Below are 24,248 nucleotides of genomic sequence, written 5' to 3'. Positions count from 1 at the left end.
ATGCTCCCTCTGCGCGACAACATCCCTTCCCGGCACAAGCCGTACGTCATGTGGACCCTGCTCGGGGTCAACGTCATCGTATTCCTGCTCTACGCCGGGCTTTCGCCGGCCCAGGAATTCAAGCTCTTTCATCTGCTGGGTGTGGTCCCGGCCCGTTTCTTCCACCCCGAGTGGGCCATGTGGCAGGGGTATCCCGAAAACGCCTGGCTGCCGCTTTTTTCCCACATGTTCCTGCACTCGGGCTGGCTGCACCTCATCGTCAACATGTGGACCCTGTGGATCTTCGGCGACAACGTCGAGGACGTCATGGGCCCCGTGCGATTCCCGATCTTCTACCTGCTCTGCGGCCTGTGCGCCCTTGGCGTGCACATGGTCACGAGCCCGAATTCCACGGTGCCCGTCGTGGGCGCCTCGGGGGCCATCGCCGGGGTCATGGGTGCCTACTTCTTCCTGTACCCCCACGCCAAAGTCGTGACCTTCCTGCCCATTCTGATCATCCCCTTCGTCTTTGAACTCCCGGCCGTCTTCTACCTCGGGGCCTGGTTCCTGACCCAGGTCTTCTCGGGGATGCTCGCCCCGGCCGGCGGGGGTGGGGTGGCCTGGTGGGCGCACATCGGCGGCTTCGTGGCCGGCATGGTCCTGCTGCGCTTCTTCCGCGACGACTCGCGCTGCTACTACTGCTACCGCTCGGAATCGTTCAAGGAGTGGAAGTAGGGCGGCTGGACATTTGGGGCCTCCTCCATTAAGCGCAATCTCTTGCCTTGACGCGCCCTCCGGGCCGCTCTCCATACCACCATAGGGATGCCACTATGCTTCAGATCGAAAACCTGCATGTCAGTATCGGCGAACGGGAAGTCCTCAAGGGGATCAACCTGAACATCGACGAAGGCGAGACCTTCATCCTCTTCGGCCCCAACGGGTCCGGCAAGACCACGCTGCTCATGACCCTCATGGGCTTCTCAGGCTACACGGTCACGGCCGGCCGGATCGTCTTCAAGGGTACGGACATCACGGCCATGCCCACCTACGAGCGCGCGCGCCTGGGGATAGGCATGTCCTTCCAGCGTCCGCCGACCATCCACGGCCTCAAGACCCGGCACCTGGTCTCCATGTGCGCGCGCGGGCGCGAGGTGGATGTGGACGCCATGGCCAAGACCGTCAACTTCACGGATTTTCTGGAGCGCGACATCAATTCGGGCTTCTCCGGCGGCGAGATCAAGCGTTCGGAACTGCTGCAGCTCATGGCCCAGAACCCGAGCCTCGTGCTCTTCGACGAGCCCGAGTCGGGCGTGGACCTCGAAAATATGGCCCTCATCGGCCACACGGCCCGGGCGCTCCTGGACGGCGCGGCCGAGCCCAAGCCGGACACCTGCATGCGCGACCTGCGCCGCAGCAACAAGACCTCGGGCCTGATCATCACCCACACGGGCTACATCCTCGACTACGTCAACGCCGACCGCGGCCAGGTCATGTACAACGGCGTGCTGTGCTGCGACACGCGGCCCACGAGGCCCCGCGACATTTTGGACCACATCAGCAAGTACGGCTACAAGGAGTGCATCAGATGTCTGAACTGAACCAAACCCTGGTCGATCTGAACTCCTACGCCTTTTCCGGCCAGCAGAGCGCCGAACTGCCCGACCTGTCGACCCTGTCCGAGGACAGCAAGCGCGAACTGCGCATGGTCGGCGTGGACGTGGACGCCGAAGAGCAGCGCGCCGGTACCTTCCTGCAGTTCGACCACTCCACCGTGCACTGCAAGACGTCCGCCAAGGGCGTGGAGGTGCTGGGCATCCGTCAGGCCCTCAAGAAGTACGACGGCCTGCCCGAGTACTTCTGGAAGGCCATGGATCCCGACAAGGACGACTTCACCCGCGCCGCGGCCCGCGAGGAACTGCACGGCGGCTACTTCATCCGCACCGAAAAGGGCGCCAAAGTGGCCGAGCCGGTCCAGTCCTGCCTGTTCATCAAGGGACAGAACGTGGGCCAGAACGTGCACAATATCGTCGTGGTGGAGGAAGACTCCGAGGTCCACATCATCACCGGCTGCGCCACATCCCACGACGTGACCTCGGCCCTGCACCTGGGCATCTCCGAGTTCTACATCAAGAAGGGCGGCAAGCTGACCTTCACCATGGTCCACAACTGGGGCGAGGACGTCATGGTCCGGCCCCGCACCGTGGGCATCGTCGAGGAACGCGGGGTGCTGCAGAACAACTACATCCTGCTGAAGAAGGTCAAGTCCGTACAGTCCTACCCGACCATCCATCTGAACGGCGAGGGCGCGGTGGCGCGCTTCAACTCCGTCATCGTCACGCCCGAAGGCTCCCACGTGGACACGGGCAACCGCATCGTGCTGAACGCCCCGAACACGCGCGGCGAGATCATCTCCCGCACCATCACCACCGGCGGCACCATCGTCGCCCGCGGCGAGATCATCGGCAACGACGTGCCGGCCCGCGGACACCTGGAGTGCAAGGGACTCATCCTCGGCGGCGGCGTCATCCACGCCATTCCCGAGCTGCAGGGCCGCGTGCCGGGCGTGGAGCTGTCCCACGAGGCGGCCGTTGGCAAGATCGCCCAGGAGGAGATCGAGTACCTCATGGCCCGCGGCCTGGACGAGGACGAAGCCACCTCGACCATCGTGCGCGGGTTCCTGAACGTGGAGATCATGGGGCTGCCGCAGGAGCTGCGGGAATCCATCGACAGGACCATCGCCGAGCTGGACGCCGGCGACGCCATGTAGGAACTGATCGTCGACCGCAAAGGCCCGGCTTGTCCGGGCCTTTGCATTTTGGGAGGTTCGCGTGCCGGGATACAAGGGACATCTCGTCGGCGGGGCGCTGACGGGTGCGGCGGTGCTGGGTGGGTTGATATGGAGCGGGACGTACGTCCCCGACATGCCGCAGATGGCCGTTCTCGGCGCCCTGGTGCTGCTGGGCAGCCTGTTCCCTGACGTGGACACGGACTCGCGCGGCCAGCACATCTTCTACCTGACCCTGGCGGTGCTCGATTTCGCCCTCATCGTGCAGGGGCACTACAAATGGGCCGCGGTTCTCGGTTTCGCAGCCATGTTCCCGGCCATCGGCTCCCATCGCGGCTGGACCCACACCTGGTGGGCCATGCTCCTCGTCCCGCTGCCCCTGGCCCTGTTCCCCATCTGGCTCTACGGCGCCTCGCCCAGGGCCATGGCCCCGTTCTACGGCGCGGCCGTGGTCGGGTATTTTTCGCACCTGATGCTCGACCGCAAGTGGAGCTGACGGGATCGGCGCTCGCCGGAGAGGTTTTGAGGCATGGGTTCTCGCCTCCCTGTCGGGCGTACGTTCGAGGGATTGACGAATCACCATCGCCCCTGCCCCGATGTCATTCCCGCGAAGGCGGGAATCCATGCCTCTTCAGCACGCCCGCGACCTGCCGGGCGCATGTCGCCCATTGTTCCGCTCAGCGCAGCTTCCTGCTTTTGGCCATCTCCTCCATGTCGCGCAGGTACCTGTCCGAACGGTCCAGGTAGAAAGCCAGGGCCTTGGAGAAGTGCTTGCCCACCAGTCCGTCCACGAACATCTGGCTGATCTCCCGGTAGCGCTTGAGCACGTACTGGGAACGCAGGAAGATGAGCCACTCCTCCTTGCTCATGTCCCGGGAGACGATCTCCAGGGCCTTGGCGGCCCGCGGCTGGTAGAGCCAGAAATACATGCAATCCAGGGCGTTGACGATGAGCACCTTTTCCAGGTCGCGGGCCTCGTAGGAGATGGTCTCGATGAACATCTTCGGCGACTCCAGCATGTCCAGCACGTCCTCCTCCGGGAAGAGCACGTCAAGGCGGGCGAAGGCGTCGTACATGCCGACCAGCTTGGCGCGATAGTCGGCCAGCCTGGTGCGGACGTTGTTGTGGCGGTCGGCCAGGCCCTCGATGATGGCCGCGACCACGTCCGAGGCCAGCTTCGACGTGATGGCCGCCCATTTCTGCAGAGCCTCCTCCACGCCGGGCAGCATGGCCATGTGCATGCCACCGGCCAGTACCGAGTTGAAGAGCACGGCCAGCGGGATGGACAGGATGCTGCGGAAGAAGTTGCCGATGACCGCGCTGCGCGGCAAGCCGCGGAAGATGTTGTGGCTTGAGATGTAGATGCCGTTGGCCAGGGCCATGACCGAGAAGAGCAGGATGGGGTCCGTGCTCGTGGTGATGCCGAAGGTCCGGTCCAGGAGGATGGTCTTCACCACCAGATCCAGGAGCGGCACGGAGAAGCCCGTGAAGAGCAGGGAGTCGGCGATGCGGCTCCAACTGATCAGCGAGTTCCATTGCACCAGGGGCGAGCGCTTGAGGCCGCCGCCGCCGAGCACGGCCTGCAGGACGTTGCGCACGCCCGTGATGCCGAACCAGATGAAGCCGCCCAGATACGCCAGCACCCACCAGTCCTTGGTCAGGGCGAAGGTCAGGAAGGCCGGGACAAAGCCCCCCAGGATCTTCAGCCCGTTCTTCAGGGCCGTGTTCATGTATTTGAAAGAGAGGGGCGCGGCCGTCTCACCGGTCTGCTCCGTCAGACGCAGTCCGTTGTCGTGTTCCAGCTGCACGCCGCCCAGGGTGACGATGTTGCCCGGCTGCTTGGGGTGGATGTCGATGCGGTCCAGGAACCATTCCTGGTTGACGCCACACCCGACGCGTTCCAGGCCCGGGATCTTGCGCACCATCCGCAGCAGCGGGGTGTCGTCGGACAGGCAGTGGCAGCAGGTCCGCATGTGCATGGTCATCCGGGCCGTGACGGGCAGGAGCTTGCGCTGTCCGCCCTGGCTCAGGGCGATCTTCCGCGCCCGCGCGGGCAGGGTCTCCAGCACCACCACGCCCATGCCGTACAGGTGGCGGGACTGGCCCGTGGAGCCGCTGCCGATGCGCGAACCCAGTGGTCGGGACTTGTAGTGACGGTGAAAGTTCTCGATGTCGAACAGGATGTCGAGCAGCTTGTCCTTGCGGGCGTCCATGTCCGCAAGCTCCGCCTGGACTTCCGCGACCCGTGACAGGTCGTTCCTGCCGCGCGCCAGGGAGAGCGTGTTGGACAGCACCAGCCTGTCCTCCTCGAAGGACCAGATCACGGCGCGGATGGCGCGCTTGAGGGCGATGACGTTGTCCTCGTTCAAGGCCTTCTGCAGTTCGGCGATCTGGGCGAAGGTCCGTTCCGGACTGATCAGGTCGACCGCGTCCCCGGGGCAGCCCTTCTGCCCGGTCGGGGCCAGGGACCATTTGCCGCGGGTTACGTCCTTGAGATTGTAGAGTTCGATGTTGCTGACGTGTCCCCGGCAATCGTAGAGAATTTCCAGGGCGTCCGCCGTGGACAGGTTGCTCAGGTTCAGGGTGAAGTGGGAGCTGGAATGAAATTTGGCCAGCCTGGGCAGCAGCTCTCCGATGTGCAGGCGCAGCAGGTGGGGCACGTCGCCGGAGTCCTGGGGCGCCGTGGGGTCGTGCAGCTCGGGATTGCGGCACGGCTGCAGATAGTTCGAAATGAGCAGGTCCGAGTCGATGGCGTTGAGGGCGTCGAGGCGTTTTTGCAGTTCGAGGCGGCGTTCGGGGCCGGCCTTGGCGTATTCCTTGGCCATGGCCCGCGCGGCGTCCTGCAATCTGGGCTGCAGTCCGCTCTGGATGTATTTGGCCAGGTGCAGGAGCGAGGGCTGGCCCGTGCCGACGAAAGCCCGGAAGCCGACCGCGTCGAGCTCATCCAGGGTCAGGCCGTATTCCTCCTCCATGGCGGCGCGGTGGGTGCGGTTGTATGCCGCCAGGGCCTCGAAAACGTATTTCTGCTGATAGGCCGAGATCTGACGCCCTTCGTTCATGAAGGCGCGTACGGGCTGCTCTTCGAGAAAGGCCTGGAAGGACTTGGGGTCCGTATAGCTTTGCGGCTCCCAGATGACGCGCACGTACTTGCCGCGGAAGCGCGAGGTGACCTCGATGCCGATGCGGATGTGCATGTCCAGGATGCGCCCCGCCTCCAGCAGTTCGCTCGCCACCTCGGCGTCTACGTAGTTGTAGTAGACCACGGTCAGGAAGCGGATGCCCTTGATCCAGGCGTCCATGACCAGGTGGGTCGGCGACTTCCGGCCCTTGGTGTTGGCGTCGTGGACGTGGTGGTCGAAGGCCAGCTGGTTCCATTCCTCGGGCATTTCCAGGAGGTGGTATTTCTCCAGCGCCGCCCGCACCACGCGCGGCTTGCCCGACGAGGCCATGCGGAAGTCGTGGGCCAGGCGCAGCTGGGCTCGCTCGTTGTCCTTGTGCCGGACCAGCTCCTTCATGATCTGCAGGAGAACGCGCGAGGTGTTTTTCTGCAGATAGAAGGTGTTCGAGAGCAGGATTTCGTCCCTGAGGGCCCGCAGGGCGCTGATCCTGTCCGCCGTCTTGCCGCCCTCCAGGGAGCCCAGCAGGCTCGCGATGGCGTAGGCCACCCGCAGCACGCCGGGTGCGGCCATCTCCTTGATGCCGTGGGGATGCATGCAGCTGTCGATCAGCGAACGGACGCTGGCCCGTTCCGCCGAGCGGTGCAGGACGTCGTTGACGATGCGCAGCAGCGTGTAGTCGTTGGCGTCGAAAAAGAAACGTGAATTCGCCACGCGGGTTCCCGATTCGCCGGAGCGGCTAGGCCTGGCCGTCGGCGACGGTTCCGTTGCCTTGGCGTCGGTCGTTCAGGGATTTCTTGCGGTACGCGTCTTCAAGCTTGTAGAGCAGGTCCTCGAGGTCCGCAGGCTTCATCAGGTAGTCGAAGGCGCCGCAGCCCATGCCCTGCATGGCCGCATCGATGCTGGCGTGTCCGGTCAGCATGATGACCTCGGTGGTGGGCCATTGCGCTTTGATGCGCTTCAGGACCTCGATCCCGTCCATGCCCGGCATCTTCACGTCCAGCACGACCACGTCCCGTGGTTCCTCGGTCAGCATGGCCAGAGCCTGTTCGCCCCTCGATGCGCCCTCGGCGCGGATGCCGCGCTTGGACAGCCGCTTGATGATGGTGCGCAGGAAATCCTCCTCGTCGTCTACCAGCAGTACGGAAAATTCTTCCATTGGAGCTCCCTGAAATCGTTGATCGCTTTCCGGTCCACAGCTCTCATTCATAGCCTGAGAAGGCGCGGACAGGCAATGTCCTTCTTGGTACCCCGTAGCGCCTCTACCGCCTCATGCCCATGACAGGTCGCCTTGCCTCTGGTAGCCGGCGGGACGGAGGTTTGCGTGAGAGAGGTTCCCGTCATCCCGCTGCCCTGGCAGCTCTGCCTGCTGGCCTGCGTCTGCGGCCTTTTCGCTTGGGACTACCCGACGGCGGCAGGACTGTCCTGCGTTCTGTGCGTTCTGGCCTTCGCCCGGCGCCGCGGGCTGGCAGCGGGCATGTGCATCGCATTCGGACTGGGCATGGCCTTGGCAATGCCCCCGGCCGGGTTCGGGCCGGCCGGCTGGAACGTCGAGGCGCGCGTACGGGGCGTCGTGCGCGAGGTCCGGACCCACCCAGGCCGGCGCGTGACGATTGTCGCTTCGGATGTGGTCCGTGCGGACACGGGCGAGGCCCTGCCGGGACGGTTGGCCTGGACCTGGATCGATCCGCCGGCGATGCCCGATGCCGGACGGGAGTTCGAGGCCGGGCTGCGCATCCGCGAGCTGCGCGGACGGCATAATTTCGGGCTGTCGAGCAACGAGGACTACTGGGCCCGACAGGGCGTCCGGCACAGGGCCTTTTCGCGTGGGCGCGCGGACGTGCGCTGGGAGGATGGAGGCCGGCCCTTGAGGGCCAGGCTTCTGGAGGCCGTGGCCAGGCATGTCCCCGCTGGACAGGGCGGGGCGGTTGTCCGGGCGCTGCTCTTCGGCGACAGGTTTGACCTCGACCCGGCCTTCATGGACCGCATCCGGCGCGCCGGCCTGTCCCACAGCCTGGCGCTGTCCGGTATGCATCTGGCGCTGGTGGCGGGGCTCGGTTTCGTCCTGGCCAAGGGGGCCGCACGAGTCCGCCCCGGCCTGTTGCTCGTTGTTCCCCGTCAGAAGCTTGGGGTGCTCCTGTCCCTGCCCCTGGTCCTCGGGTACATGTGGCTGGGCGGCTTCACCCCGTCCCTGCTGCGCGCCGCGCTGATGCTTTCGACCCTGGCCCTGCATCTGCTGCGCGGGGCGCGGAACCAGCCGCAGGACACCCTCTTTGCCGCCGTGGCGGTCCTCGTCGTCGCGGATCCGGCCATCGCGCGCGACGTGGGCCTGCAGCTCTCGGTGCTGGCCGTGACGGGCATCGTCCTTTTCATGCCGCATTTTTCGAGACTGTTGGAGCCGTTGCGGCAAGGCGGCCGGGCAGGGCGTTGGGCATACGCTCTGCTGACCATGGCGGCGGTCACGGTCTGCGCCAACCTTTTCATCCTGCCGGTCCAGGCCCTGTATTTCTTCGAGACACCTGTGCATCTGTGGCTCAACCTCCTCTGGCTGCCCGTTCTCGGCATGGCGGTCCTGCCGTTGTCCTTTCTCGGGTTCTTCGCCGTCTTCGTTTCCGTGGAGGCGGCGCGGGCCTGTTTTTCATTGGCCGGTCTCGGGGTGGACGCGTTGGACCGGGGCCTTGGCGTTCTGGACGCCGCGGGAATGCTGCGGGCCGCAGCCGTGTTGCGGCCCGAAGGGATCGAAGTGGTCGGCTACTGGGCCGTGCTGCTGGCGGCGGGCGCGATGCTGGGCGCGAAGCGGCACGCACCGGGACCCATGGCCTTTCTCGGGCTCGGCCTGCTGCTTATGTCCGCGCCGTCCCTGCGCGATGCGACGGGCATGAGCGGCCCGGCTGTGGAGCTTACGGTGCTGGACACGGGCATGAGCCAGGCCGTCGGCATCCGCGGGCCATCGGGCCGGATGGTGCTGGTTGACGGCGCCGGCGGGTGGAGCGCCGACTATGACCCGGGCCGGGCGCTTGTGGCGCCGGCCCTGGCCTGGAGCCGACCGCCCAGGTTGGACGTCGTGGTGCTGTCCCATGTGGACTCGGACCATTCCAGGGGCCTGATGTATGTCCTGGAGTCCTTCGATGTCGGGTGCTTCGCCTGGTCCGGCCTGCTGGACCGCAGCGAGGACTCGCGGCGCCTGGAGCGGCTCATGTCGAGAAAACTGTGGACGGCGCGGACGGTGCGCGCCGGGGACCGCATCGACATCGAGCCGGGACTGTGGCTCGACGTCCTGTATCCGGCCGTCGGCGAACGGGGGCTGTCCGGAAACGAGACCTCCGTGGTGCTGCGGCTGGTGTGGCAGGGCAGGGGACTGGCGTTGCTCCCCGGGGATGCGGAGCAGCGGGCCTTGGCCGGCGTCCTGCTTTCGGGCGCAGATCTCGCGTCCGAGGTCCTGGTCCTGCCGCACCATGGGTCCAAGTCGAGCCTGAAGCCCGGTCTGTACGACCGGGTCGGCGCGGCCTGGGCCGTGGCCGCCTGCGGTCCCGACAACCGCTTCGGGTTTCCCCATCCGGAGGTGGTGCAGGCCTGCGAACATGCCGGGAGCGCCGTCCTGACCACGGCCGACTGCGGCGCGGTGCGGTTCAGCTGGGACGGGGACGGACCGGCGCAGGTGCGCTGCGCCCGGGCCGGTGCGGGCGGCGGCCCTGACGCATTGTGCCCGGCGCACCTTTCCTGTATGCCCCCTCTCGAACAGCACAACCCAAGGAGCGGTCAATGACCACCATCATGCCTACGGACAAGAACCTGCGCAACGCCATCGCCTGGATCGAGGAGCATCGCCGCGGCGACGCCGATCTCAAGGGACTCATGGCCCAGGCCTCCACCCGTTTCAACCTCACGCCCACGGAGGAGTTGGCCCTGGCCAAGTTCTACCTCGATGAGGTGGCCTCACGGTGATCCGACCGCCTTTGCTGCAGAGGGAGCTGTTCCGGGAGATGCTGCTCATTTCGGGCATCTGCCTCGGCGGCTTCCTGTGCCTCATCCTGCTGGGCAGGCTCCTTCAGTTGCGCGACCTGTTCATGGCCCAGGGCGTGACGCTTTTCGACCTGCTGAAGCTTTTCGTTTTCCTCAGCCCCCTGTTCCTCATCCTGCTCATCCCCGTGTCCTGCATGATGGGGCTTTTTTTGACCTTCCTGCGCATGGGCGCGGACCGTGAACTGATCTCCCTGCGCGCCGGCGGCATCAGCTTCTGGCCCCTCATGCCCGCGCCGTTGATTCTGTGTGCGTGCGGTTCGGCCCTGACCCTGTGGATCTCCCTCACGGGCATCTCCTGGGGCATGGACAATTTCCGGGAGACCGTGGTGGAGATGGCCAGGCACAAGACGTCGGTCAACATCCAGCCAGGCGTGTTCAACACCTCCTTTCCGGGGCTGACCGTGTACGCGACGCAGGCCGACCCAGGCAGCGGGGCGCTGAGCGACGTCTTCGTCCTCGATTCCTCCAAGTCCGAATCGAGCGCGACCATCGTCGCCCCCAAGGGTCAGATCGATTCCGATGCGCAGCAGGGGCAGGTCTTCGTGCTCCTCGAAAACGGGCACATCTACCGACGGCAGGGGGAGGAACTGTCCGTGATCAGCTTCGACCGCTATCTCCTGTCCCTGGACATGAGCAGGCTTCTGGGCGGGTTGGAGCTCAAGGACAAGGCGCCCAAGGAAATGTCCTGGGCGGATCTTCGCACGCTTGCGGCCGAGGCTTTCGCCAACAGGGGCGACAATTTTCAGCGCCGGGTCCAGACCGAGATGCACAAGCGGTTTTCCCTGCCAGCAGCCTGTATGGTCCTCGGGCTTTTCGCCATGCCCCTGGCCTTCTTTTTCCAGGGCATGAAGCGTCAGTACGGGCTTCTCGTCTGTCTGGGGGCCTTTTTTCTGTACTACATCCTGCTGTCCGCCGGCATGTCCCTGGCCGAGGGTGGCGTCATGTCTGCCGCGGTCGGACTTTGGATGCCCAACGTCATTTTCCTGCTGGGCGCGGCCATCGGCATGTGGTGGGTGATCGGGGAACGGGGGGCGGATTTCCGTTCCGTGACGACATGGCTCAGGCGCCTGACCAATCCGCGCGGGGCTGATTCATGAACCTTTTGACCCGCTACATCCTTCGCCAGAATCTGTACCTGCTGCTGCTGATCTGCGGCATCGGCCTTGGCATCTTCGTTTTCGTCGAGCTTTTCGACCGCATGGACGAATTTCTGGCCGCCGGGGTCGGCGCCGGCACCATCGCCGCCTACTTTATCTTCCGCACGCCCTTCATCCTGGCCCAGATATTTCCGGCCGTGTTCCTGGTGGCGCTCATGGTCCAGCTCGGGCTCATGCTGCGCAACCGCGAGTTGCTGGCCCTGGAGGCCTGCGCCGTCTCACCGGGGAGCGTGGCCAGGTCCGTGCTGTGGTACGCCTTGGCCTTGTGTCTGGTGCAGTTCTCCTTTTCCGAGGTGCTGGGCGTCAGCGGCCACAAGGGCGCAGACCGGATCTGGAGCGAGGAGGTGCGCAACCGTCAGGTCGTGACCCGCAAGCTCAACGACATCTGGTTCCGCGAAGGGGATCGCATCGTGCACATGGGGGAGGTTGTCCCGGCCTCCAGGACTGGCAGGAAACTGACGGTCTACGTGCTGGACGCGAAGGATTCCGGCAAGGTCGCGGAGGTCCTCACGGCGGCGGAATTCCGTTCGTCGGCGAGCGGCTGGACGCTGACGGATGCAACGCGCACTGTCCCCGAATCCTTCGCCGTCACCCGGGAAAAGAGCGTCGATCTTGACCTGCGTACCGACGTGGCCGGTTTTCTGATCATCGACCCCAAGACCAAGCTCGACTCCCTGCCCTTCTGGCAACTTGGGAGCGAGATACGCCGGCTCAGGGATTCCGGGTCGAACATCGAGCGCCTGCAAACGGCCTGGCACATGAAGCTTGCGTACGCCGCTTCGGTGCTGGTCATGGCGCTCATCGCCCTGGCCGTGATTTCGGTTTTTGGGTCGCTCTACGTCATCATCCCCGTGGGGCTGGTGACCACCTTCTGCTATTACGGCCTGTTCGTGCTCTGCGCCTCGGCAGGGGAGAAGGGCCTGGTGCCCCCGGTGCTGGCGGCCTGGGCGGCCAATGCGCTCTTTGCCCTTGTGGCGGGCGGGCGCATGGCCATGGGCCGTTCCTTTCATCTGGGCTGAACGGCCCTTTCGGAGGCGTGCGATGATCTGGTGGATAACTCTGGGCGGCTTTCTTCTCGGATGCCTGGTGGCCTATGCCATGGTTCAGGGCGACAAGGACGACGAGGATTAGCCTGCGACCGGGGCGGCCTGATCCGGTTCGAGGTATTTCGTCAGGATGCTCAGGATTTCGGGGTAGAAGTCGTCCGAAAAACTCAGTCCCAGGATGTTCTCGCCGGCCAGAAGCCGGGCTCGGGTGGAGCCGAAGACGGTGGAGAAGATGACGCTGGCCGCCAGAGTCGCATCGACGTCGGCGCGGATGGAGCCGTCCTTGATCCCGGCTTCGATGCAGCCGAGCATCTTCTGCACGACCTGCGAGCAGACGGCCAGAATCTCCGAGTTGTCGGCATCGACGGTGTTGGCCAGGAACGGGGAGCAGCGCAGCAGGGTCAGGAAGCCCGACTCCGGGGTGGCCGAGGCCTTGAGGATGCACTTGGCGAAGTTGACGACGCTGCTCAGACCGTCCGAGGCGTAGTAGAGGCTCTCGTCGATCTTGCCGAGCAGGTCTTTGAGGATGGAAATTTCCACCAGCTGAAAAAGATTTTCCTTGCTGCCGTAGTGGTGGGCGATGAGCCCGTCGGCGATGCCGGCCTCCTGGGCGATGCGCTTGTAGGTTGTTTCCGCGTAGCCGAGTTCGCCGAAAAGCCGTTTGGCCGTGTCCAATATCCGTTCCTTGTTGCCTTTGACCACGCTCCTCTCCTTGCCGTCTGCGATTTGCCGAATCTCTTACCCAGCCCTCGATTCCCAGTCCACCGTTTTTCTCCGCTCGCATTATGTGGCCGCTTAGTGTTTTTCCCGTCCCAGCCGTTGGCGGCGATGGGGGAAAGGCTGTAATTGCGGTTTGTTGGAAACCCCTTGACGCAAAATCCTTCTTCATTTAGCGCACATCGAGGCGTACGCTGAGCAGCCACTTAAATTGCTGCTGCGGGTGAGCAAACATTGTAACTCAAGGGGGAGGTTGAATGCGGACACGTATGAAATCATGGGCAATCGCCTGGGCGTTGGTGTTGGCAACCGCGCAGTTCTGTTCGGCGGCCGGTTTCGGAATTTACGAGTGGAGCGCCCGCGGCAACGCGCTCGGCGGTGCAACAGTAGGGCGGGCAGACGACCCGTCAGCACTTGCCTCCAACCCTGCAGGCATCACCCAACTGGATGGCCTCCAGGTCTTGGCCGGTTTCACGGCCATTCACCCGGTTTTGGATATCCGGACGAATTCTCCTGCTGGCAACGAGTGGGCCTCGTCTGACAAGGATTCTTTGTGGGTACCTCCTCACTTCTATGCCACGTGGAAGGTGAACGATCGTTACACCGTCGGACTGGGCACCTTCTCACGCTTTGGATTGGGATCAGTCTTTGATGAGGATTGGGACGGTCGTTACAACAATTATGAAGCCATCATCGAGTCCATGTCCATCAATCCCAATGTGGCTGTGAAGGTTACAGATAAACTTTCTGCTGCATTCGGAGTTGATGCAACGTATTTAAATTTTTCAAAAAAGCAAAAAATTAATTGGACAGGAGCTCTAAACCCGAATCCAGCTATTGATGGTGATGCAAGTCTCGAAGCTGATGGATGGGGATATGGATTTAACATGGCTTTGCATTATATGCCTTGCGATTATGCAAAGATAGGTCTGTCTTATAGAAGTCCTGTTACAATGGATGTGAATGGAAAGGCAGATTTTTCTATGCCTTCAGTATATGAAGGGACACTACTTGATAATATTGGCGCATTTAAAGATACTAATGCGCACGGAACAGTAACATTGCCAGACTCATTTTCTTTCGGTGTGGCGGTGTATCCTACGAATAAGCTCAGTATTGAAGTTGGCGCTATTTACACGTTGTGGAGCAAGTATGATAAGTTGGAAATTAAATATAGTGATCCTGTAATATTTGATCGCGATACAATGTCTCTTAAATCAGTGTCGTCGTATGACAAGAACTGGGACGACGTCTGGCGTTTCAATATAGGCGTGGAATATGCTGTCTTGGACTGGCTCGACCTCCGCGCTGGATACGTATTCGATCAGTCACCCGTTCAGGACGAAACCATCGACTACATGGTCCCGGCCAATGATCGGCATCTTTTGAATGGTGGTCTCGGCTTTCACTGGGATAATTGGGTGGTGGACGTAAACTATACCTATCTGATGATCATGGATCGCGACATTGATGCTCGCCCCGATGATGGGGTTTACGAAGGCGAGATTGACAACGCTGACGCCCACATGGTTGGGTTGTCCGTCGGTTACAAGTTCTAGCCTGTCTTCTGCATGACCCAAATAAAACTCCCCGCGCTCCTCAAGGACTGCGGGGAGTTTTGCATTGGAGCGCAGGTCGTTACCAAATGTTTACGTTCTGAACCTTCCCAGCAGCTCAAACAGATTCGATGCCAACACCCGCAACTCCTCCGCCTTGCGGGCCACTTCGTCCGTGTTCTGCTGGGTGCTTTCCGAGGCGCTGCTGACGTCGGCGATCTCTTTCGAAATCTCCTTGATGACCGTGGAGCTCTCGGCCACGTTGACGTTGATCTCCTGCAGGCCCTGGGAGGCCTGGGCCACGTTGCCGGCAATGTCGCGGGTGGCCACGGACTGTTCCTCGATGGCCGTGGCCACGTTGGCGATGATGTCGTTGATCTCCTCGATGATTCTGGAGATGGCCTGAATCTGTCCTTCGGTGCTTTTCGACGTGCCCTGCATCTCGGCGATGCGCGACCTGATTTCTTCCGTGGCCGTGGCGGTCTGCTTGGCCAGTTCCTTGATCTCGTTGGCGACCACGGCGAAGCCGCGTCCGGCCTCGCCGGCCCTGGCCGCCTCGATGGTCGCGTTGAGGGCCAGGAGGTTGGTCTGGTCCGAGATTTCCGTGATCATGGTCGTGACCTTGCCGATCTCCAAGGCCGCGTCGCCCAGGGCACTCATGGCCGATGTGGCCGCCCCGGCTTCGGTCATGGCCCGTTGCGCCACGGACCTGGCTTTTTCCGTATTGGACGCGATTTCCGTGATCGTGGCGGCCATTTCTTCGGTGGCCGTGGCCACCATGTTCGTGTTCTGCGTGGTCTGCTCCATGGCCGCGGCCACGGTGCCGAACCTGGAGTTCAGGTCGTGGGTCGCCGCCGTCACGGTCTGCGATTTCCGGGTCGCGCCCGCCGCTCCCGTCCGCAGGTCGTTGGCGATGCCAAGCAGGCTGTCGGAGGCGCTGTTCAGGGTGTCGCCGTTGGCTACCACGTCCCGGATGATGCCGCGCAGCTTGTCCAGGAAGGTGTTGAACCAGGTGGCCATTTCGCCGATTTCGTCCCTGGAGGTCACGGCGAGCTTGCGCGTCAGGTCGCCCTCGCCCTGGGCCACGTCCTTGAGCATGGCCGTGGCGTTCAGCACCGGCCGCGCGATGGCGTTGGCGAAGATCGTGGCCAGGCCAAGGAAGACGGCCAGCAGGATCGCGCCCATGACGGCCATCTTCTGCAGCATGGCGTAGAATTCGGCCATGACCTCGGACTTCTCGATGACGCCGATAAGCTTCCAGCCCAATCCTTCGATGGTATGGACCTGGGCGAACCACTGACGTTCGTCCATGGACACTTCCATGCCGCCATCGGAAATTGCACCCAACTGCGCCAGCGCCGGCACGCCCGTTTCCTGCATCTGCTTGAAATTGAGGTCCTCGTGCCGGGGATTGGCCAGAATGGTCCCGTCATCCTGCACCAGGATCACGTACCCAGTCTTGCCCATGGGCGACTTCTTGATCAGGTCCGTGAGCACCCCGAGCCCCACGTCGAGGGCTGCGCAGCCGATGATTTCGCCGCTCTGGGCGGCGATGGGGCGCATGTTGCTGATGACGGCCTCGCCGGTGGTGGACATGTAGGCGGGGGAGATGGACGCCTTTTCAGGCGTCTTCATGGCCGTGGTGTACCAGGGCCTCTTGCGCGGGTCGTATCCGGGGGGCATTTCATTGTCGCCCGATGAGGCGAACCCTCCCCATTTCGTGCCGATGAAGACCTCGACGAATTCCGGGTGGGAGGCGTTGATGAGCTTGAAGAGGACGACCAGTTCCTCTTCAAGCGCGCTGCGCGTGATGTCCTTGGGCGTGAGGCCGCGACTCTCGTGCACGTAGCTGTGGATGGATTCGTCTGCAGTCCGGACCAGGGGATGGGAGGAGAGCATGGTCGTCATCTTCAGGGCCTTGTCCACGAAAATGCCGATGGCGCGGTCGATCTGCCCGAGTTCCTTGGCGGCCGAATTGTGGAACGTCGCGATGGCCGAGTCCCGTATCTGCAGGCCGAGAACGATGCAGGTGATGAGGATGGAGGTCAGGATGGTGGAGGTGAAGGCCAGCAGAAGTTTCTTTCGCACGGACAGCTTCATGAGGGTCCCTTCCGGAATGGGCGGATGAAAATGATGGAGGATTTCCGCATGTCATACACCAAACCGGGTACGGACAGTCCAGTACTTTTTTTGCCGTTCGCATCAATGTGACACGGCAAGGCCGCAGGGAGCCGAAGGCCGTCGGAGGGCGCAAAAAAAGCCGGTCGCCCGGCTTGATCGTCAGCAGCGCGTGGGGGCCGCGTCTGGTCGCTCCTTCTCCTTGACCAGGTAGATGGCCGGCAGGGAGACGAGGGTGGTGGCGAACTTGATGAGGGTGTTGCTGAGGAAGATGGACCAGACCACGGACGACTCGAACATGCCGCCGAAGGCGATCCAGGAGAAGATGAGGCTGTCGAGGGGGATGCTCACGGCGTTGCTGACCAGCACCCGCGACCACTGGTGGCGGGCCGTGACCCGCTCCTTCCACATGCTGTAGACTTCGGTGTCCGTCAGTTCGGCGATGACCTCGGCCACGATGGAGGCGAAGACCAGGCGCCAGAGCGGGGCCAGGACCTGGCCGAACTCGGCCTGGGCGCCCACGGACATGTCCGCCGGGAGGATGGACACCAGCCAGAAGTAGAGAGCCATGAGCAGGTTGAAGCCCGCGGCCGTGACAATCATGAGCTGCGCGCCCTTCTTGCCCATGGTCTTGTGGACCATGTCGCGCAGGGTGAAGGTCAGGGGGTAGATGAAGGTGCCGGCGTCGATGGACATGCCGCCGAGCATGACGATGCGCAGGGAACCGACATCGGAAAATATCTGCAGGGCGATGTAGGACGCCACGAGTACGATGAGTGATTGCATGAAATTCCTCTTGGAGATGATCGGGAGGCTTCGTAAACGGAAGCGGGCGCGTTGTAAATGACAAATTTGGCTATCGATTGTCGGCCAATCTTGCTCTATTGCTTTGCATCAATTTAAAATCATGGAGCAATTTAAGTTGGAGGCTCCCACACGACCTGAAAAAGAGGGACGTGCCAACTACTGCACCGTTCGACGTCCACCCATCCCGACGTCACATCCTGCTCCGACGGGGTGCGGTGCAAGGACGCCAGATGAATGATCCTGGATGCGGTCATCCCCTGGGCCCGATGCCGCGCATAGGTTTCGCGCCCTTTGGCTGAAAGCTGGCAGACCGGAACGGAGTTTGCCAAGATGCGCACTCGTTCGCCATCCTGGATTTCGAGATTCACGGCGCATTCCGTGCGCAGCATCTCGATATGCTCCAGTGTGCGCGCATGCGCGGACTTTCCTGCCGGATAGGACAGGATGACGTCATCGGCTCCCATTTCCCACAGTCCGCTCCGCAGGTCCCGGTCCTCCTCCGGGCTGATCCGGGGGGCGACATGCCGCACCGTCACCGTGTCCGCGCCGTTCCCCGCGATCTCGTGAAGAAATGGATGCGTCCATGGCGCGCACACGACCAGGCGGTCCCTGGCCCGTGTCATGCCGACATAGCAGAGCCGCCGTTCCTCTTCGGTCTGGGCGTTTGCGCGGGGTTCTCCGGCGAGGATGACGGCGGGAAATTCGAGCCCCTTGGCGCCGTGCATGGTGGATATGAAAATGCCGCGCCCCATGCTTCGATCGAAGCGGCTCAAGTCCCGCGAAATGTCCCAGACAAAATCGCAAAATTCGTGCAGAGGGCGTCGCAGGGCCGGGTAGGCGTCCCTGTATTCGCAGGCGATGACGGCCAGATGGTCGAGCCAGAGCCTGCTGCGCACCGTCGTTTCCTCGACCATCTGCATAACCAGGGTATGCACTTCCTGGCCGGTGCACAGGCATGAACCGTTGCGTTCGAGCAGTTCCAGGATGTCGTGGATTTCGTGAATCGCGGGAAACGGAAGGTTGCGACGCCGCACGGGGTGGACATCGACGCCCAGGCGTCTGGCCAAAAGCGAGATGCCGAAGACCTCCTGGTTGGTGCGGGTCAGGATGCAGACATCCTGCGGGGCCATGCCTTCCCGGACCAGGCTTTGGGCCTGCTCCAGCGCGTCCTTGAGCATGGCCTGAACGGTTGGTGCCGACCTGATCTCCACGTTCGCGGCGTCTCCCATGCGGACCGCAACCACGGGAGGGATGTCCATGCGGTCCCGGTTGTGGCGGATGAGGGCGTTGGCCGCTTCGACGATGGGCGCAGTGGAGCGGTAGTTCTGGACCATGAAGGTCACCGCCGCACCGTAGTCCGTGGCGAATCGCCGGATGAAGCGCACGTTGGAACCCTGGAACGCGTAGATGTTCTGATCGGCGTCGCCAACGGCCAGCAGTGCCGGGCGCTTGCCCTGTTCTTCCTCGTTGCGTCCGGCCAAGAGGGACAGGAATTCGTATTCCACCTCGTTGATGTCCTGGTATTCGTCGACCAGGATGTGCTCCAGGCCCAGCAGGCGCTCTCGCCAGTCCAGGGCGGACTCGGCATCCAGGTTTCGGTTCTCGCGCAGGTAGGCCACCGCCTCGTCCAGGATTTCGCGGAAGACGCCTTCCTCTCCACGGCTGCCGAACAGGGTCCGCCCGGTGATGGTCATGGCCAGGCTGTGGTAGGTGTGGATGCGGATTCCCGCGGCGCTCTTTCCGAGCAGGGCGGTCAGCCGCCTCCGCAGTTCGGCCACGGCGTTCCTGTTGAAGGCCACGGCCAGGATTTTCCTGGGCCTGATGCGGGCTACCTTGAGCAGATAGGCCATGCGGTGGACGATGATCCGTGTCTTGCCCGAGCCCGGACCGGCCACGACCAGCATGTTCCTGTCCAGGGGGGCCTGCACGATGGTTTTCTGCGTCGGGTTCAGTTCGTGAAGGATGGCGCTGTACTGCTGCTCCGTGACCGGCAGGTCGAGGATGGACTTGCGGTCGCGCAGGTGCGTGTCCACAAAGGCTTCGCGGGTTTTCTGAAAATAGTCGCGCACGAAGCGCAGGGCCTTGTCGATGCCGTCGAAGACCGCCCCGAGCTCCGCATAGCGTCCCATGATGTGCACCTGCGCGATCTTCTCCTTGTAGAACAGGGAGAGGGGCGCATACTCGGCCTGGCCGAACTTGCCCTTGCGGTCGGTCACGGTGATGCTCATGGCCGGCCGGATGATGGACAGGCCGTTCTGCAGGCAGATGGCGTGCATGGAGTGCAGGGCGAAGAGCGCCGCCGTGGCCGCCTGCGCATGGTCCGGCAAGGCGCTGGTGGTCACGTTGCCGCGCAGGGCCCGTTCCAGCTGCCCTGACCGGAACGACACGAGGAGATCCTTGCCGCGTGCGCCGGACGGGAGCAGGTCCAGCAGGAATTGCAGCAACACTCTGGCCGTTTCGTTGCGCCGCGCCACGTTCTCGCGCAGAACGGGCCATTCCCGGCGCAGACTCACGGCATAGGTGTTGGGCGAAACCTGGCCCAGGCGCAGCAGTTTCTCGTCCATGAAAAGTTCCAGCACCCGCTGCAAGCGGGCGGGCGTGGCGTCTTCGGTCCCGCTGTCCTTCAGCCGTTGGCTTACGTGTCGCATGGAGAGCATCGCGGTCCTGCCTGGCCGTGCGTCGGGCTCGTCCTCTTCCATGAGTCGCAGCAAGGCCTCCTCCAGCCCGGTGTGGGCGGCGAAGCGCGACAGGGCGTCGTCGACGATGCCCTTGCGCACGAAGGCGGTCATGTTCAGGTCGTGGTCGAGAATGCGCGCTTCGCGCATGGAGCGAAGCGCCCCCAGGATTCTGTCCGTGTCGGCGCCAAGCATCAGGGAAAGGTTGTCGGTGTTGAGGAGTTCCTTGGGTTCGGCCTGCAGGAGGATATTGACCAATTCCTGCCACAACTCCTTTTCCGACTGCGAAAGCTCCAGCGAGGCCATGCGCTTCTCGGCTTCCTCGCGGGAGGCGACCAGGATGCTGCCGTCGATGGCCGTGGTCTTGTTGTCGCCGCGCGCGACCTTGCCGCTGCGCTCCAGCCAGGCCAATGCGGTGCGGACCTTCGTGTCCAGGAGCGGCTCGCCGCGGTCCAGGGCGTCGAAGGTGTACTCGGCCACCTCCTCGGCGGCCATCAGCTCTCCCGAGGTCATGACCAGCGTGTCGGACCTGCGGGAATCGGCCAGCGTCTTCAGACCGTTGTAGAGGCATTTGATGTCGCGCGAGGTCAGTTCCGAGGCGCGGCACAGATCGAACTGGGTGTTCAGGTCCTCGGGATCGAAAAGCAGGCAGCACATGGCGGGATGACGGTCCCGGCCCGCTCTGCCGGCCTCCTGCAGATAGTTCTCAAGGGAACCCGGCGGCGAGGCATGGATGACCACCCTCACGTCGGGCTTGTCCACGCCCATGCCGAAGGCGTTGGTGGCCACGATGACCTGCAGCGTTCCTCCCAGGAACCGGTCCTGCACCGTCCGTTTTTCTTCGGGGGTCCTGCCCGCGTGGTAGTAGTCCACGGACCAGTCCCGGTCGGCGAGAAGTTCCGAAAACTCCTGGGCCTGCTTGCGTGTGGCCGCGAAAACGATGCCGCCTCCGGCCTGTCCGGGCGGCAGCATTTCCTTCAGGATGGCGTCCATGCGGTCGAGCTTGTCGATGTCCGAGCAGGGGATGACGTCGAAGCGCAGATTCGGCCGCTCGTGGCCTCCTTCGAAGAGGACCAGGTCCCGGCCCATCTCCGTGCGGAAGTATTCCAGCACCTCGTCGCGCACGTCCTGCTTGGCGGTGGCCGTGAAGCAGGCGATCTGCGGCTCGGGGTAGGGCGGCGGGGGCACGATGTCCCGCAGGAATGTGGACAGGGCCAGATAGTCGGGCCGGAAATCATGCCCCCACTTGGAGAAGCAGTGGGCTTCGTCCATGACGACCAGCCCGATCTCCCGGCTGCGGAGCACGTCCTTCACCCCGCTGTTGCGCAGCTGCTCCGGAGCGATCCAGACCAGGTCGCGGTCTCCGAGGCGGATGGCCTCCAGCGTTATCTTCCGTTCCAGTTGGGTCAGGGAGGAATTGATGGTGCACCCCTGCAGGATGCCCTTGCGGCTCAGGCCGTCAACTTGGTCCTTCATCAGGGATTGCAGCGGCGAAATGATGATGGTCAGGGTTTTGCGCTGTTCGGCCCGGATCAGGGCCGGCAGTTGGTAACACAGGGATTTTCCCGCCCCGGTGGGCAGGATGGCCAGGCAGTCCAGGCCGTTGATCATGGATTCGACCACCAGGCGCTGCAGGGGCGGGTCCTCGCCGTGGATGGGCAGGAAATCGTCATGGCCGAAATAGCGGCGGAGCTGGCCCCTGGGGTCGAAGGCCGACATGCAGTAGGCGCAGTGCGGGTCGCGGCAGGGATTCTCCCGCAACGCGCGCAGGGTGCCCGGAACCATGGCGTGACGTTTCCAGACCCAGGCCGGGAGCACGGAATTGCCTCCCGACACTTCAAGCCAGGCCATGACGAACCCGAGACAGCAGGCTTCCTCCGGCTTCGACCAGAGGGTGTCGAAGACGTCCCCGGCAGCATGGGAGCACGCCAGGCCGGAAACTTTCTCCATCCAGAACGTCCTGGCTTCGGAATCGTTCATGGGCGGGCGTGCCGTCAGGCGCGAGAAGAAGTCCCCAAATCCCCCGGCCGGATGACTGCGGTCCAGGACCGCCCCATAAAAGAGGCTCTGTTCTGCGGGAAGGAGCCGGAACGCTTCGATTTCGTCCAGGAAAACGCTGGTAGCCTGGACGCAGTCGCGGACAGGGTCGTTCACGGAAGATCGGACGATTTTGTAGTCCTTGACCAGATGATGATAGGGATTTTTGGGAAAGGCCAGCGGGGAAAGGTAGAGCGTGTCGAGGGCGGGCAGGCGCAGCAATGCGGTGTCCGGGTAATGCGCGCGCAGCCACGGCAGATCGTGGCCGATGATGTTGTGTCCGAGCAGGTACGATGCGTCGCCAAAGGCCTCATCAAGCTCGGCCAGCGCCCGCTTCGGGTCGAACCGGCCTTTGAAGGCGCGGCCGGTGCGGGTGGCCAGATCCACGGCCCCGATTTTGAGCAGCAGGTTGTCCTGGGGGTGGGTTTCCAGATCCAGGGCCACGCCTTGCTGGATGTATCGGGAGAAGTCGAGGGGATCGCGCATGTACCTTGCCCGGCAGAGGAAAAATTTTTTTGTCTCTACGGCAAGTTGAGGGCAAGTGCAATGCGCGATGCTAGGCCAGGAGGGATCTGCTCGTCATGGATGCGTTCGCCTGTGTTGGAGGCGTACGATGCATCGGCGGTGGAACAAGGGCTGCGGCAGGATGTCCGTGATGGAACGCGCGGGGCGACGGAAAGAAGCGAGGCCCGTCAGATCGGACCAGCGGCCTGATCCTTTTCCGATTCCTGGGCCTGCCTTTCCCGTTGCCTTTCCTCCAGACGCAGCTTGCGGCGCATTTCGGCCTCGCGGTTGCGGCGTTCGTGGGTCGGGGTTTCGAGGATGAGGTCCGGGGTGGGGGCCGGCTTGCGGTCCGGGCCCATGGCCACGAAGGTCAGGTAGGCCGAGGCGGCGTGGCGCAGTTCGCCGGTCATGAGGTTTTCCACCACCACGCGCACGCCGATCTCCATGGACTGCTTCCCCACGCGGTTCACGCTTGCGTAGAGGAGCATCAGTTCGCCCACGTGCACGGGCGCCTTGAACTCCATGCGGTCGATGGAGGCCGTGACCACGCCCATGCGCGCGTGGCGCATGGCGCACACGGCCCCGGCCAGGTCGATGTGCTTGAGGATGACCCCGCCGTGGACGTTGCCCGCCGGGTTGGCGTCCTCGGGCAGGGCGCGGTGGGTCATGAGGGTTTCGCTGTCGCTGACCTTGCGGGCGTTGGTCATCAGATCCTCCCTTCCTCCAGGGCGTGGCAGGCGGCCTGGCTGCCGTTTGCCAGCCGTCGCAGGACCGGGATCTCCCGACGGCAGCGGTCGTCCGTGTACGGGCAGCGGGTGTGGAAGACGCAGCCCGTGGGCAGATTGATGGGCGTGGGCACCTCGCCCTTCAAGCGGATGTGCGAGACGCCCTTGGCGCCGAGCCTCGGGATGGCCGAGAGCAGGGCGCGGGAGTAGGGGTGCTGCGGGTCGCCGTAGAGGCTGGCCTTGTCGGCCAGCTCGCACAGGGTGCCCAGGTACATGACGGCCACGCGCGTGCTGATGTGCTCGACCACCGAGAGGTCGTGGGTGATGAACATGTAGGTCAGGCCGAAGCGCTCCTGGCAGTCCATGATCAGGTTCAGGATCTGGGCCTGGATGGACACGTCGAGGGCCGAGATGGGCTCGTCGGCCACGATGAACTCAGGGTCGACCATCAGCGCGCGGGCGATGCTGATGCGCTGGCGCTGCCCGCCCGAGAACTCGTGGGGGAAGCGCCCGGCCCAGGCCGGGTCCACGCCCACCTGGCGCATGACCTCGGCCACCTTGTCCTGGACCTGGCTGGCGGACAGGTCCGGGAAGTGGAAGCGCGTCGGCTCCTCCAGGATCTGGCGTACGGTCATGCGCGGGTTGAGGGACGCGTACGGGTCCTGGAAGACCATCTGCATCTTGCGGCGGTAGGGGAGCATGTCCTTGGCCGAGAGGTTGTCGATGCGCTCGCCGCGGAATTCGATCCGCCCGCTGGTGGGCGGGTAGAGGCCCAGCACCGTGCGGCCGAGGGTCGACTTGCCGCAGCCCGACTCTCCGACCACCGAGAGGATTTCGCCCTGGCGGATGTCGAGGCTGACGCCGTTGATGGCCTTGACCGTGGTCGAGGTCAGGGAGGGCAGGCCGCCCGAGAAGGTCAGGCGGTCCAGAAAGCCGCCGGAAATGTCGAAGTGCTTCACCACGTCGGTGATGCCGACAAGGGGTTGTGTCTGTGCTGTCATGG

Annotated in this window: 17 protein-coding genes; 9 read left to right on the top strand and 8 right to left on the bottom strand. The window is 63.6% G+C overall.

Annotated elements, in window-relative coordinates; all coding sequences use genetic code 11:
• The 4 genes from ACYQ3G_RS12070 to ACYQ3G_RS12055 all read left to right on the top strand — a co-directional run bounded on the left by ACYQ3G_RS12070 (position 1) and on the right by ACYQ3G_RS12055 (position 3,260).
• Entirely contained in the window at positions 1-714 is a 714-nt protein-coding gene (locus tag ACYQ3G_RS12070) for a rhomboid family intramembrane serine protease (RefSeq protein ID WP_459826068.1), read from the top strand.
• Between the two features lie 95 nt (positions 715-809).
• Positions 810-1,577, top strand: coding sequence for an ABC transporter ATP-binding protein (locus ACYQ3G_RS12065; RefSeq protein ID WP_459826067.1), 768 nt, complete (start codon positions 810-812; stop codon positions 1,575-1,577).
• On the top strand, positions 1,565-2,746 hold the full coding sequence (locus tag ACYQ3G_RS12060) for a SufB/SufD family protein (protein ID WP_459826066.1): 1,182 nt from the start codon (positions 1,565-1,567) through the stop codon (positions 2,744-2,746). Before ACYQ3G_RS12065 ends, ACYQ3G_RS12060 begins: the two co-directional genes overlap by 13 nt.
• Before the next feature lie 61 nt (positions 2,747-2,807).
• Entirely contained in the window at positions 2,808-3,260 is a 453-nt protein-coding gene (locus tag ACYQ3G_RS12055) for a metal-dependent hydrolase (protein ID WP_028576155.1), read from the top strand.
• Positions 3,261-3,441: 181 nt separating this feature from the next.
• Here ACYQ3G_RS12055 and ACYQ3G_RS12050 read toward each other — a convergent pair whose 3' ends face one another.
• Together ACYQ3G_RS12050 and ACYQ3G_RS12045 are read right to left on the bottom strand one after the other, a co-directional pair.
• Entirely contained in the window at positions 3,442-6,594 is a 3,153-nt protein-coding gene (locus ACYQ3G_RS12050; protein ID WP_459826065.1) for a hypothetical protein, read from the bottom strand.
• 25 nt (positions 6,595-6,619) lie between these two features.
• Entirely contained in the window at positions 6,620-7,039 is a 420-nt protein-coding gene (locus ACYQ3G_RS12045; RefSeq protein ID WP_459826064.1) for a response regulator, read from the bottom strand.
• Positions 7,040-7,204: 165 nt separating this feature from the next.
• On the opposite strand from ACYQ3G_RS12045, the gene ACYQ3G_RS12040 reads away from it, so the two are divergent.
• Genes ACYQ3G_RS12040 through ACYQ3G_RS12025 form a run of 4 tightly spaced genes read left to right on the top strand, consistent with a single transcriptional unit; the run spans position 7,205 to position 12,079 of the window.
• Positions 7,205-9,646 (top strand): DNA internalization-related competence protein ComEC/Rec2, encoded by a 2,442-nt coding sequence (locus ACYQ3G_RS12040; RefSeq protein WP_459826063.1) that lies wholly within the window; start codon positions 7,205-7,207, stop codon positions 9,644-9,646.
• Positions 9,643-9,825, top strand: a complete 183-nt coding sequence (locus tag ACYQ3G_RS12035; protein ID WP_459826062.1) for a hypothetical protein — start codon at positions 9,643-9,645, stop codon at positions 9,823-9,825. The genes ACYQ3G_RS12040 and ACYQ3G_RS12035 overlap by 4 nt, the downstream gene beginning before the upstream one ends.
• Positions 9,822-11,000 carry an LPS export ABC transporter permease LptF gene (gene lptF / locus ACYQ3G_RS12030; protein WP_459826061.1) on the top strand — a complete coding sequence of 393 codons (1,179 nt, stop codon included), beginning with the start codon at positions 9,822-9,824 and terminating at the stop codon, positions 10,998-11,000. Before ACYQ3G_RS12035 ends, lptF begins: the two co-directional genes overlap by 4 nt.
• Positions 10,997-12,079: an LptF/LptG family permease gene (locus ACYQ3G_RS12025; protein ID WP_459826060.1), complete on the top strand. Its 1,083-nt coding sequence runs from the start codon at positions 10,997-10,999 to the stop codon at positions 12,077-12,079. The genes lptF and ACYQ3G_RS12025 overlap by 4 nt, the downstream gene beginning before the upstream one ends.
• A gap of 108 nt (positions 12,080-12,187) precedes the next feature.
• Here ACYQ3G_RS12025 and ACYQ3G_RS12020 read toward each other — a convergent pair whose 3' ends face one another.
• Positions 12,188-12,808, bottom strand: a complete 621-nt coding sequence (locus ACYQ3G_RS12020) for a TetR/AcrR family transcriptional regulator (protein ID WP_459826059.1) — start codon at positions 12,806-12,808, stop codon at positions 12,188-12,190.
• A gap of 284 nt (positions 12,809-13,092) precedes the next feature.
• Here ACYQ3G_RS12020 and ACYQ3G_RS12015 point away from each other — a divergent pair, with 284 nt between their 5' ends.
• Positions 13,093-14,382: an OmpP1/FadL family transporter gene (locus tag ACYQ3G_RS12015; RefSeq protein ID WP_459826058.1), complete on the top strand. Its 1,290-nt coding sequence runs from the start codon at positions 13,093-13,095 to the stop codon at positions 14,380-14,382.
• 90 nt (positions 14,383-14,472) lie between these two features.
• On the opposite strand, the gene ACYQ3G_RS12010 is transcribed toward ACYQ3G_RS12015, so the two are convergent.
• The 5 genes from ACYQ3G_RS12010 to ACYQ3G_RS11990 form a co-directional block, all read right to left on the bottom strand.
• Positions 14,473-16,479 (bottom strand): methyl-accepting chemotaxis protein, encoded by a 2,007-nt coding sequence (locus tag ACYQ3G_RS12010; protein ID WP_459826057.1) that lies wholly within the window; start codon positions 16,477-16,479, stop codon positions 14,473-14,475.
• A gap of 180 nt (positions 16,480-16,659) precedes the next feature.
• Positions 16,660-17,283 (bottom strand): queuosine precursor transporter, encoded by a 624-nt coding sequence (locus ACYQ3G_RS12005; protein ID WP_043774325.1) that lies wholly within the window; start codon positions 17,281-17,283, stop codon positions 16,660-16,662.
• 131 nt (positions 17,284-17,414) lie between these two features.
• Complete coding sequence (locus ACYQ3G_RS12000; RefSeq protein ID WP_459826056.1) at positions 17,415-22,502, bottom strand: RecQ family ATP-dependent DNA helicase; 5,088 nt, start codon at positions 22,500-22,502, stop codon at positions 17,415-17,417.
• A 206-nt stretch (positions 22,503-22,708) separates the two neighbouring features.
• Positions 22,709-23,227, bottom strand: a complete 519-nt coding sequence (locus ACYQ3G_RS11995; protein ID WP_459826055.1) for an acyl-CoA thioesterase — start codon at positions 23,225-23,227, stop codon at positions 22,709-22,711.
• Positions 23,227-24,246 carry an ABC transporter ATP-binding protein gene (locus tag ACYQ3G_RS11990; RefSeq protein WP_459826054.1) on the bottom strand — a complete coding sequence of 340 codons (1,020 nt, stop codon included), beginning with the start codon at positions 24,244-24,246 and terminating at the stop codon, positions 23,227-23,229. Before ACYQ3G_RS11990 ends, ACYQ3G_RS11995 begins: the two co-directional genes overlap by 1 nt.
• Positions 24,247-24,248 lie beyond the last annotated feature (2 nt).

This window comes from Desulfomicrobium salsuginis (assembly GCF_054657795.1).
The sequence above is the reverse complement of the archived record's forward strand: the minus strand, read 5'-3'. Positions and strand labels throughout refer to the sequence as shown.

What these genes read in the sequence shown, in the direction of transcription:
- ACYQ3G_RS12060 (WP_459826066.1), top strand. Translation starts at nt 1,565, where the DNA reads ATGTCTGAACTGAACCAAACCCTGGTCGATCTGAACTCCTACGCCTTT.
- ACYQ3G_RS12045 (WP_459826064.1), bottom strand. Translation starts at nt 7,039, where the DNA reads ATGGAAGAATTTTCCGTACTGCTGGTAGACGACGAGGAGGATTTCCTG.
- ACYQ3G_RS11995 (WP_459826055.1), bottom strand. Translation starts at nt 23,227, where the DNA reads ATGACCAACGCCCGCAAGGTCAGCGACAGCGAAACCCTCATGACCCAC.
- ACYQ3G_RS12000 (WP_459826056.1), bottom strand. Translation starts at nt 22,502, where the DNA reads ATGCGCGATCCCCTCGACTTCTCCCGATACATCCAGCAAGGCGTGGCC.
- ACYQ3G_RS12025 (WP_459826060.1), top strand. Translation starts at nt 10,997, where the DNA reads ATGAACCTTTTGACCCGCTACATCCTTCGCCAGAATCTGTACCTGCTG.
- ACYQ3G_RS12065 (WP_459826067.1), top strand. Translation starts at nt 810, where the DNA reads ATGCTTCAGATCGAAAACCTGCATGTCAGTATCGGCGAACGGGAAGTC.
- ACYQ3G_RS11990 (WP_459826054.1), bottom strand. Translation starts at nt 24,246, where the DNA reads ATGACAGCACAGACACAACCCCTTGTCGGCATCACCGACGTGGTGAAG.
- ACYQ3G_RS12005 (WP_043774325.1), bottom strand. Translation starts at nt 17,283, where the DNA reads ATGCAATCACTCATCGTACTCGTGGCGTCCTACATCGCCCTGCAGATA.
- ACYQ3G_RS12035 (WP_459826062.1), top strand. Translation starts at nt 9,643, where the DNA reads ATGACCACCATCATGCCTACGGACAAGAACCTGCGCAACGCCATCGCC.
- ACYQ3G_RS12010 (WP_459826057.1), bottom strand. Translation starts at nt 16,479, where the DNA reads ATGAAGCTGTCCGTGCGAAAGAAACTTCTGCTGGCCTTCACCTCCACC.
- ACYQ3G_RS12015 (WP_459826058.1), top strand. Translation starts at nt 13,093, where the DNA reads ATGAAATCATGGGCAATCGCCTGGGCGTTGGTGTTGGCAACCGCGCAG.
- ACYQ3G_RS12070 (WP_459826068.1), top strand. Translation starts at nt 1, where the DNA reads ATGCTCCCTCTGCGCGACAACATCCCTTCCCGGCACAAGCCGTACGTC.